The organism is Streptomyces pilosus (assembly GCF_014649835.1).
Lineage (GTDB): Bacteria > Actinomycetota > Actinomycetes > Streptomycetales > Streptomycetaceae > Streptomyces > Streptomyces pilosus.
This window is the reverse complement of record NZ_BMTU01000003.1, coordinates 636,453-646,207: the sequence shown is the minus strand read 5'-3', so window position 1 is coordinate 646,207 and position 9,755 is coordinate 636,453. Positions and strand designations below refer to the sequence as shown.

Sequence of the window (9,755 nt, the reverse complement as noted above, 5' to 3'; positions counted from 1 at the left end):
CGACCGGGGTGCCGGTCGGCACGGCGTAGTCCTGGCCGGAGTGCTTGGAGGCCCACATGCCGCCGTTCGCCGCGTAGCTCGCCGACAGCTTGTAGCTCTTCACGGGCGACACCCACGACGCCTGCTTCTTCTTGGCGGCGGCCTTGGCGGCCTGCTTCGCCTTCGCGGCCTTGGCGGCCGCGGTCTGCTTCGCCTTCGCGGCCTTCTCGGCCTGGGCGGCCTGGGCCTTCGCGGCCTCGGCCTGGGCGGCGGCCTGCGCCTGGACGGCGTGGGCGGCACTCGCGGCACCGGATGCGGCCGTGGTGTCGGCGGCGACCGCGACCCCGGCTCCCAGCGCGACCGAGGCCCCCAGGCCGGCGGCCAGCACGGCCGCGCGGGTGCGGATCAGGGACGTACGGGAGGAACGGGACGTGACGCGCTCGAACATCGAAACCTCATCAGGAAGGGGACAGTCGAAACCACCCGACGCACAGGACCGCGTCGCGGTGGCCATTCAGTGGTAACCCTTCCGCCCGAAAAGCCGCAATAGTGTGATCTACGACGGAACGTCGTAGATCAGGCGTGAGATGCACGTCTCTTGACAGAGCCCTTTTACCGGGCGAAACCCGCATTTCAGGCTGATCGATCAGACCTTCGCACGGTATGTCCGATTTGATTTCCGGCCGCTTCTCACTATTCCGGGTAGTACCGGACATAACGCCTGTGCAGCATGTCACCGGGGGGTGGCGCGGGTCGCTCAAGAAATGTGGCGCAGGCCTCTTGGCGCCTACCGTTCGGTAACCCTACGGTTCACCTCGCGTCACCCCCGCACACGAGCATGCTCACGACATGTTGGAACCGCGTCACGGACGTGAGAGGACACCCCCACTACATGAGAAGCCGACGTTCCTGGTTAGGTCGCGCATCGGTGACCGCCGTCTCCGCGACCGCACTGGTGGCCCTGGCCGCACCGGCCGGCGCCACGACCTCCTCGGGCTCCCCCACCGCCGCCACAGCGGCCGTGGCCGCCGCCGAGGACGTCGACTACGCCACCTGGCAGCGGGACTGCCAGGCGGTCATGGACCAGGCCCTGCCCTATCTGAAGCAACGGATCGCGGACACCCGGCCGGGCGAGAAGCAGGCCATCGTCCTCGACATCGACAACACCGCGCTGGAGACCGACTTCGGCTTCAGCTTCCCCCAGCCGGCCAACGAGCCGGTCCTGGAGGTCGCCCGGTACGCCGAGGAGCGCGGCGTCGACCTGTTCTTCGTGACCGCCCGCCCGGGCATCATCCACGCGCCCACCGAATGGAACCTCGACCAGGCCGGTTACGAGTCCTCCGGCCTCTACGTCCGCGGCTTCCTCGACCTGTTCAGGAACGTCGCCGACTACAAGACGGCCCAGCGCGTCGCCATCGAGCGGAAGGGCTACACGATCATCGCCAACATCGGCAACAGCCCCACGGACCTGTCCGGCGGCCACGCCGAGAAGACGTTCAAGCTGCCGGACTACGACGGTCAGCTCTCCTGAACCGTCCCGCGGCCACCGCGGCGACGCGAAAGGGGTCTGCCCCGGGACACATGTCCCGGGGCAGACCCCTTTTTCCCGTTCGGGCCGAGCGCGGCGGCTACGCGTCCTTGCTCAGGTTCGGGCCGGCTCCGCCGGCCGCTTGCTCGATCGGCGGGACGTCGGGCAGGGCCGACTTCTCCTCACCGCGGAAGGTGAAGGTGGCGGACTCGCCCTCGCCCTCGATGTCCACGACCACGATGTGACCCGGACGCAGCTCGCCGAAGAGGATCTTCTCCGACAGCGAGTCCTCGATCTCCCGCTGGATGGTCCGGCGCAGCGGCCGGGCGCCGAGGACGGGGTCGTAACCCCGCTTCGACAGCAGCTCCTTGGCGGACTGGGAGAGCTCGATGCCCATGTCCCGGTCCTTCAGGCGCTCGTCCACCTTGTCGATCATCAGGTCGACGATCCGCAGGATGTCGTCCTGGCTGAGCTGCGGGAAGACCACCACGTCGTCGACACGGTTGAGGAACTCGGGCCGGAAGTGCTGCTTGAGCTCGTCCTGGACCTTGTTCTTCATGCGCTCGTAGTTGGTCTTCGTGTCACCCGCGGCGGCGAAGCCCAGGTTGAAGCCCTTGGAGATGTCCCGGGTGCCGAGGTTGGTCGTCATGATGATGACCGTGTTCTTGAAGTCCACGACCCGGCCCTGGGAGTCGGTCAGGCGACCGTCCTCCAGGATCTGCAGCAGCGAGTTGAAGATGTCCGGGTGGGCCTTCTCGACCTCGTCGAAGAGGACGACCGAGAACGGCTTGCGGCGCACCTTCTCCGTCAGCTGGCCGCCCTCCTCGTAGCCCACGTAACCGGGGGGCGAACCGAAGAGACGCGAGACCGTGTGCTTCTCGCTGAACTCCGACATGTCGAGGGAGATCAGCGCGTCCTCGTCGCCGAAGAGGAACTCGGCGAGCGCCTTGGACAGCTCCGTCTTACCGACACCGGACGGGCCGGCGAAGATGAACGAGCCACCCGGACGCTTCGGGTCCTTCAGACCCGCACGGGTACGGCGGATCGCCTTCGACAGCGCCTTGACGGCGTCGTTCTGGCCGATGACCCGCTTGTGCAGCTCGTCCTCCATGCGGAGCAGACGGCTGGACTCCTCCTCGGTGAGCTTGAAGACCGGGATGCCGGTGGCGGTCGCGAGGACCTCGGCGATCAGCTCGCCGTCGACCTCCGCGACGACGTCCATGTCGCCGGCCTTCCACTCCTTCTCCCGCTTCGCCTTGGCGGCGAGGAGCTGCTTCTCCTTGTCGCGCAGCGAGGCGGCCTTCTCGAAGTCCTGCGAGTCGATCGCGGACTCCTTGTCCCGGCGGACACCGGCGATCTTCTCGTCGAACTCGCGCAGGTCCGGCGGCGCGGTCATCCGGCGGATGCGCATCCGGGAACCGGCCTCGTCGATCAGGTCGATCGCCTTGTCCGGCAGGAAGCGGTCCGAGATGTAGCGGTCGGCCAGGGTGGCGGCCTGGACCAGGGCCTCGTCCGTGATGGAGACGCGGTGGTGCGCCTCGTACCGGTCGCGCAGGCCCTTGAGGATCTCGATCGTGTGCGGCAGGGACGGCTCGGCGACCTGGATCGGCTGGAAGCGGCGCTCGAGGGCCGCGTCCTTCTCCAGGTGCTTGCGGTACTCGTCCAGCGTGGTCGCACCGATGGTCTGTAGCTCACCGCGGGCCAGCATCGGCTTCAGGATGGAGGCGGCGTCGATGGCGCCCTCGGCGGCACCCGCACCGACCAGCGTGTGCAGCTCGTCGATGAACAGGATGATGTCGCCGCGGGTGCGGATCTCCTTGAGCACCTTCTTCAGGCGCTCCTCGAAGTCACCGCGGTAGCGGGAGCCGGCGACCAGGGCACCGAGGTCCAGGGTGTAGAGGTGCTTGTCCTTGAGGGTCTCGGGCACCTCGCCCTTGACGATGGCCTGGGCGAGGCCCTCGACGACGGCGGTCTTGCCGACGCCGGGCTCACCGATCAGCACCGGGTTGTTCTTGGTACGGCGGGACAGCACCTGCATGACCCGCTCGATCTCCTTCTCGCGCCCGATGACCGGGTCGAGCTTGGACTCACGAGCGGCCTGGGTGAGGTTCCGGCCGAACTGGTCGAGGACCAGGGACGTGGAGGGGGTGCCCTCGGCAGGACCGCCGGCGGTGGCGGTCTCCTTGCCCTGGTAACCGGAGAGCAGCTGGATCACCTGCTGCCGCACGCGGTTCAGATCGGCGCCCAGCTTGACCAGGACCTGGGCGGCGACGCCCTCGCCCTCACGGATCAGGCCGAGCAGGATGTGCTCCGTGCCGATGTAGTTGTGGCCCAGCTGAAGGGCCTCGCGGAGCGACAGCTCCAGGACCTTCTTGGCACGGGGGGTGAAGGGGATGTGACCCGACGGGGCCTGCTGGCCCTGCCCGATGATCTCCTCCACCTGCTGGCGGACCGCCTCGAGCGAAATCCCGAGGCTCTCAAGGGCCTTGGCGGCGACACCCTCACCCTCGTGGATCAGGCCCAGGAGGATGTGCTCGGTGCCGATGTAGTTGTGGTTGAGCATCCGGGCTTCTTCCTGAGCCAGGACGACAACCCGCCGCGCGCGGTCGGTGAACCTCTCGAACATCGTTAATCGCTCCTCAGAGCGGTCAGGCAGTGGGGGGAACTTCCCCTCCCTGTCCTTCCGCAGCTTAGTCCCGCAAGCGGGGACCGCTCATTCCAACTGCCGACACCGTCGATGGCCTCCTGACCCCGCTCACGCCGACATCTGCTCCAACCCGATGGTGCGAGACGATGTTCCCGCAGGCCAGGCAGTTACCCCCATCGCCAGTACGCCCATGGCGAACGGAGCACGCGCCGGGCTGCGTGTCGCCCCCTCTCACTAGGGATGTCTTACCCGCTGCTACCGACAGTCCATGCCGAGTGCACGGGTTCCCTCCGCTACGGGCGAACAACCTTGCGCGCCTCAGCACCCCTGCGCGCCCCCTTGTTCGACACCCTGCGCGTACACATGAGCACCCAGCGTAACCCGGCGGCCGCTCACGTGGTTGCGCGGGGCATGGCCGGCATCCCCTCCCCCGACGTCCCTCCGCAGCGCCGACCGCTCACCGTCGGTGACGAGGCGCTCGGGCTCTGGTACGAGGACGTGCTGGGCTGGCCCACGGTGCCCGGCCGTCCGGTGCGGTTGGTGGTGGGGGTGCGCTTCGACGTCCTCGACGTGCCCGCCGAGGCGGGGGGCGCGGCGCTGGCGCGCCTGGGGCGCCACGGGCGGGGGTTCCCGGTGGCCCTGTCCGGTGACCGGATGCGGCTGCTGGTGGCCGCGGGCAGCGCGGAGGAGCTGCCGGGGCTGCTGGAGTGGCTGGACTGGGGGGCGCCGCCGGATCTGGACCTTACGGCGATCGGGGCGGGGGGCCTCATGGAGGCTCCCGGAATTCCCGGGACTCCCCCCGGGGTGCCCGGTGCACCCGGACCCGTCCGCTGCGGCGCGGGGGCCGTGCGGGACGCGCGGGCGGGCGCGGGGGACGGTTCGCAGGGGGCCGCCGTGTGGCTGCGGCCCCCCGGGCCGGAACGCGAGGCCGGGGCCTCGCTGCCGACGATCTCGGCGATGGGCACGAGCGGCGCCGGGGGGAACGGTGCCGGCCCCCCGGATCTCGTGCGACTGGTGAACACCGTGGCGACACAGGTCCACCGGGTTCGGCTGCGGCGCGCGGGTGCGGCCGCCGCCGCACAGGCCGACGGTCAGCCGTTGGCCTTTTCGTAGGCCTCGCGGATGGACGCCGGAACACGGCCGCGGTCGTTGACCTCGTATCCGTTCTCCTTGGCCCAGGCGCGGATGGCCGCGGTGTCCTGGCTGCCACCGGAAGAAGCACGCGCCTTTCCACGGCCGCCGGAAGCGCGGCCCCCGGTACGGCGCCCGCCCTTCACGTAAGGGTCGAGAAGGCCGCGGAGCTTGTCCGCATTGGCGGTGGTGAGATCGATCTCGTACGTCTTGCCGTCCAACGCGAACGTCACGGTCTCGTCCGCCTCGCCGCCGTCGAGGTCGTCGACAAGAAGGACCTGAACCTTCTGTGCCACCGGATTTCCTTTCATCGAAAACCTGAGGGTCCGGGGTGTGGCGGCGTCCGCCGTATCGCCGTCCCTTGTTATATGCAGTACTGCAGTACTCCGGAAAGCAAACCGCTTTTGCCGTAAAAACACAAACCCCCCGGAGAGACCCGGAGCCCGCCGCGGGCCCGGAAACATGCGCGTTTCGGACATAGGGGCACCGGGGCATGGTGGGATCGTGCGGAATCTCCCGGCGATCACAGATGCAGAAGCATCCGACTGTTGCCCAAGGTGTTCGGTTTCACGCGTTCGAGACCGAGGAACTCCGCGACACCCTCATCATAGGAACGCAGTAGCTCGGCGTACACATCGGTGTCCACCGGGGTCTCACCGATCTCCACGAAGCCGTGCTTGCCGAAGAAGTCCACTTCGAAGGTCAGGCAGAATACGCGCCGAACACCCAGCCAGCGGGCCGTCTCCAGCAACTTCTCCAGCAACCGGTGTCCGACCCCGGCGCCCTTCAGACCCGGCTTCACGGCAAGAGTGCGGACTTCCGCGAGGTCTTCCCACATGACGTGCAGGGCGCCGCAGCCGACCACCTCGGCGTTGTCGTCCCGTTCCGCGACCCAGAACTCCTGGATGTCCTCGTAAAGCGTCACGGTCGCTTTGTCGAGCAGGATGCGCCCGCGGACGTAGGCGTCAAGGAGACGGCGCACGGCCTGTACGTCGCTGGTGCGGGCCCGCCGGACCGTGATGGCATTTGCGGTGACTTCGGGGCTGTCTGCGGACATGAGCGGACGCTATCGTCCGCCGCTGTCCTCGGCGGAGCCGGGGTTCTGCTCGGAGACGGGGTTTCGGCCGGAGGCGGGGTTTCGGCCGGAGGCGGGGTTCTCGGGTGGGGTTTCCGGGAGCTGGACGATGCGGACGGCGTCGGTGAGCGCCTGCCGCTGTTCCTCGCTCATCATGCCGAAGAAGGCGACGAGAGCGGCCGCGGCGTTGTCGCTCTGCGACCACGCCTCGTTCATCAGCGCCGCGGCGTAGGCGGCGCGTGTGGAGACCGCCTCATATCGATAGGCCCGGCCTTCGGCTTCCCGGCGCACCCAGCCCTTCTGATGGAGATTGTCCAGGACGGTCATCACCGTGGTGTAGGCGATGGACCGCTCCTTCTGCAGATCTTCCAGGACTTCCCGAACGGTCACCGGGCGGTTCCACTTCCACACCCGCGTCATGACCGAGTCTTCGAGTTCTCCCAAGGGGCGAGGCACAACTCAGACAATAGTGGGAGAACCGCACCATGGCGTGCCGGGGCGGGCACGGGCTGGTGAACGCGCACAAAAAGGGCGTACGAGTGGAGGTCGTACGCCCTGGGGCGGTGGGGGTGTGCGGAGGTTCAGGCTTCGGGCCTGGGGGCGGGGGTCGCGCCCTCCGCCCTGGCGAGGGCCGCGTCGACGGCGGCGTCCTCCTTGGCCTTGTTGGCGCCGCCCTGAGTCTTCACGATCACTCGGATGACGCTGATGAAGAGGACGGCCATCACGGCCGGGGGGAGGAGCGCGGAGACGTAGTCCATGACTCCAGGGTAGCCAGGCGGAGCCGTCAGCCCGCCGCCAGGTGCTGACCGGGCGGGGGCGGGGCGGGTTTGCGGCGGGGGAAGACCTCGCCGGGGGTGGGGACGGGGCGCCGGGTGGGCTTGGGGGTGCCGGGGGTCGGGGCGGGCGTGGGCGCGGGGGGCGGGTTCGGTGCGGGATGGGGCCTGGAGGGGCTCTCCGCGGGCCCGCTCTCCTGGCTCTCCTCGTCGGAGGCGGCGGCCGCGTCCGTCCGGCCGCCGGGGAGGGCGGTGAGGCGGGTGCGGTCGCACTGGCGCAGGAGGCCGGCGGCGGTGGGGTTGCCGCGCAGGGCACGGAGGGCGGCCAGGTCGTCGGGGGCCGGACGGTACCCGGCGCCCAGCGCCTCTTCCAGGAGCGTGAGGTAACCGGCGGCGGTGCCGGGGAGGGCGGCGCGGTAGCGGCCCAGGTCGGCCAGGAGGAAGGCGCGCAGCCGGACACTCTCCCGCGTCGCCTCGTCGAGGGAGTCGGCGAGGCGGAGGCAGTCCTGGACGTCGTCGGCCGAGGCGGGCGTGGGGTGCAGCGCGAGGGCGAGGGCGCGGCGCAGCACGCGCAGTTCCTCCGCGCCGAACGCCAGGCCGCCGCGGGATCCGTAGGGCGTGGGCATGCTGCGACGATACGCGCTAATCAGACAAACAGGGCGTATGGGGTGAGGGTGTGGCGTCGGGTGCCACCCGGGTGGGTGGGACGCCCGCGCGGCCGCACGCGCCGTCCGCCCGCTCTCCGCCGCGCCGTCGGCGGCCACCCCGCCGCTCCCCGCCCGGTGCCCCGAGGGCCCGGGAGGTACCGGGGATGCGGCGGGTGGGGGCCGGGCTGTGCCGCTACATGCGGGACACGTTGCGTTCGTAGACCATGCGGAGGCCGATCAGGGTCAGCCACGGTTCGTGCTCGTCGATCACCGAGCTCTCCCCCAGCACCGTCGGCGCCAGCCCACCGGTCGCGATCACCGTGACGTCGTCGGGATCGTCGGCCAGTTCCCGCGCCATGCGGTTGACGACCCCGTCCACCTGCCCGGCGAAGCCGTACACGATGCCCGACTGCATCGCCGCGACGGTGTTCTTGCCGATCACCGTCCGGGGCCGGGCCACCTCGATCTTCCGCAGCTGGGCCGCCTTGACCCCGAGCGCCTCGACGGAGATCTCGATGCCGGGGGCGATGACCCCGCCGACGTACTCGCCCCGCGCGGAGACCGCGTCGAACGTCGTCGCCGTGCCGAAGTCGACGACGATCGCCGGTCCGCCGTACAGCTCGTTCGCCGCGACCGCGTTGATGATGCGGTCGGCGCCGACCTCCTTGGGGTTGTCGAACTGGATCGGGACGCCCGTCTTCACGCCCGGTTCGACGAGGACCGCCGGCACGTCCCCGTAGTAGCGGCGCGTGACCTCGCGCAGTTCGTGCAGGACGGAGGGGACCGTCGCGCAGATCGCGATGCCGTCGATGCCGTCGCCCAGCTCGTCGCCGAGCAGCGGGTGCATGCCCATGAGGCCCTGGAGGAGGACCGCGAGCTCGTCGGCGGTACGGCGCGCGTCCGTGGAGATGCGCCAGTGTTCGACGATCTCCTCGCCGTCGAAGAGGCCCAGGACGGTGTGCGTGTTGCCCACGTCGATCGTCAGCAGCATGACCGGTCCTACTCCGCCGCGCGCAGGTCGAGGCCGATGTCGAGGATCGGCGAGGAGTGGGTGAGGGCGCCCACGGCCAGGTAGTCGACGCCCGTGTCGGCGTAGGCCCTGGCGTCGGCGAGCGTGAGACGGCCGGACGCCTCCAGGGCGGCACGGCCGTCGACGAGGGCCACCGCCTCCGCGCACTCGGCCGGCGTGAAGTTGTCCAGCAGGATCAGGTCGGCGCCGGCGTCCAGGACCTCGCGGAGCTGGTGCAGGGTGTCGACCTCCACCTCGATGGGCACGTCGGGGAAGCGCTCACGGACCGCGGTGAAGGCCTCGGCGACCCCGCCGGCGGCCACCACGTGGTTGTCCTTGACCAGGGCCGCGTCCGAGAGGGACATGCGGTGGTTGACGCCGCCGCCGCAGCGCACCGCGAACTTCTCCAGGCTGCGCAGCCCGGGGGTGGTCTTGCGGGTGTCGCGCACCTTCGCCTTGGTGCCGTCGAGGACGTCGGCCCAGGCGCGGGTGGCCGTGGCGATGCCGGACAGGCGGCACAGGATGTTCAGGGCGCTGCGTTCGGCGGTGAGGAGATCGCGGGTGCGGGTGGTGACGGACAGGAGCGTCCGGCCCGCCTCCACGCGGTCGCCGTCCTCCACGTGGCGTTCCACCTCGAACTCCTCCGTGCAGACGATCGACATGACCGCCTCGGCGACCCGGAGGCCCGCCACGGTGCCCGCCTCCCGGGCGGTGAAGTCGGCGGTGGCGACGGCGTCCTCGGGGATGGTCGCGACCGTCGTCACGTCCACTCCGTGGGCCAGGTCCTCCTGGAGCGCCACATTGGCGATGTCCTCGACCTCGACGGGGTCGAGGCCGGCATCGGCGAGGAGTTCGGCGAGCGCGGGGTCGAGGCCGCACTCCAGGTAGTTCTCCTCTTCGGCGCCGCAGCCACAGCCGTCGCCACAGCCGCCGGAGGAAACGAGGGGAAGGTCGGGTGTGGTCACT

10 protein-coding genes and 1 pseudogene are annotated in these 9,755 nt (G+C 69.9%); 2 read left to right on the top strand and 9 right to left on the bottom strand.

Annotated elements, in window-relative coordinates:
• A pseudogene (locus tag IE118_RS11125) lies at positions 1-427 on the bottom strand (M23 family metallopeptidase); the annotation flags it as partial.
• 444 nt (positions 428-871) lie between these two features.
• Here IE118_RS11125 and IE118_RS11120 point away from each other — a divergent pair.
• On the top strand, positions 872-1,510 hold the full coding sequence (locus tag IE118_RS11120; protein ID WP_189557592.1) for an HAD family acid phosphatase: 639 nt from the start codon (positions 872-874) through the stop codon (positions 1,508-1,510).
• 97 nt (positions 1,511-1,607) lie between these two features.
• Here the strand turns inward: IE118_RS11120 and IE118_RS11115 are convergent, their stop codons facing one another.
• Positions 1,608-4,133, bottom strand: coding sequence for an ATP-dependent Clp protease ATP-binding subunit (locus IE118_RS11115; RefSeq protein WP_189557591.1), 2,526 nt, complete (start codon positions 4,131-4,133; stop codon positions 1,608-1,610).
• Between the two features lie 384 nt (positions 4,134-4,517).
• Here IE118_RS11115 and IE118_RS11110 point away from each other — a divergent pair, with 384 nt between their 5' ends.
• On the top strand, positions 4,518-5,267 hold the full coding sequence (locus tag IE118_RS11110; RefSeq protein ID WP_373303175.1) for an SCO3374 family protein: 750 nt from the start codon (positions 4,518-4,520) through the stop codon (positions 5,265-5,267).
• Here the strand turns inward: IE118_RS11110 and IE118_RS11105 are convergent.
• The 7 genes from IE118_RS11105 to nadC form a co-directional block, all read right to left on the bottom strand.
• A complete protein-coding gene (locus IE118_RS11105; protein WP_004928054.1) occupies positions 5,246-5,581 on the bottom strand; it encodes a histone-like nucleoid-structuring protein Lsr2 in 336 nt (111 codons plus the stop codon). The genes IE118_RS11110 and IE118_RS11105 overlap by 22 nt on opposite strands.
• Before the next feature lie 227 nt (positions 5,582-5,808).
• Complete coding sequence (locus tag IE118_RS11100; RefSeq protein WP_189557590.1) at positions 5,809-6,342, bottom strand: amino-acid N-acetyltransferase; 534 nt, start codon at positions 6,340-6,342, stop codon at positions 5,809-5,811.
• Positions 6,343-6,351: 9 nt separating this feature from the next.
• Entirely contained in the window at positions 6,352-6,780 is a 429-nt protein-coding gene (locus tag IE118_RS11095) for a BlaI/MecI/CopY family transcriptional regulator (RefSeq protein ID WP_229846765.1), read from the bottom strand.
• 161 nt (positions 6,781-6,941) lie between these two features.
• Positions 6,942-7,118 carry a hypothetical protein gene (locus IE118_RS11090; protein WP_189557588.1) on the bottom strand — a complete coding sequence of 59 codons (177 nt, stop codon included), beginning with the start codon at positions 7,116-7,118 and terminating at the stop codon, positions 6,942-6,944.
• 26 nt (positions 7,119-7,144) lie between these two features.
• Positions 7,145-7,759 (bottom strand): hypothetical protein, encoded by a 615-nt coding sequence (locus IE118_RS11085; protein WP_189557587.1) that lies wholly within the window; start codon positions 7,757-7,759, stop codon positions 7,145-7,147.
• A gap of 214 nt (positions 7,760-7,973) precedes the next feature.
• Positions 7,974-8,771, bottom strand: coding sequence for a type III pantothenate kinase (locus IE118_RS11080; RefSeq protein WP_189557586.1), 798 nt, complete (start codon positions 8,769-8,771; stop codon positions 7,974-7,976).
• Positions 8,772-8,779: 8 nt separating this feature from the next.
• Positions 8,780-9,754 carry a carboxylating nicotinate-nucleotide diphosphorylase gene (gene nadC / locus IE118_RS11075; protein WP_189557585.1) on the bottom strand — a complete coding sequence of 325 codons (975 nt, stop codon included), beginning with the start codon at positions 9,752-9,754 and terminating at the stop codon, positions 8,780-8,782.
• Between the last annotated feature and the right edge of the window lies 1 nt (position 9,755).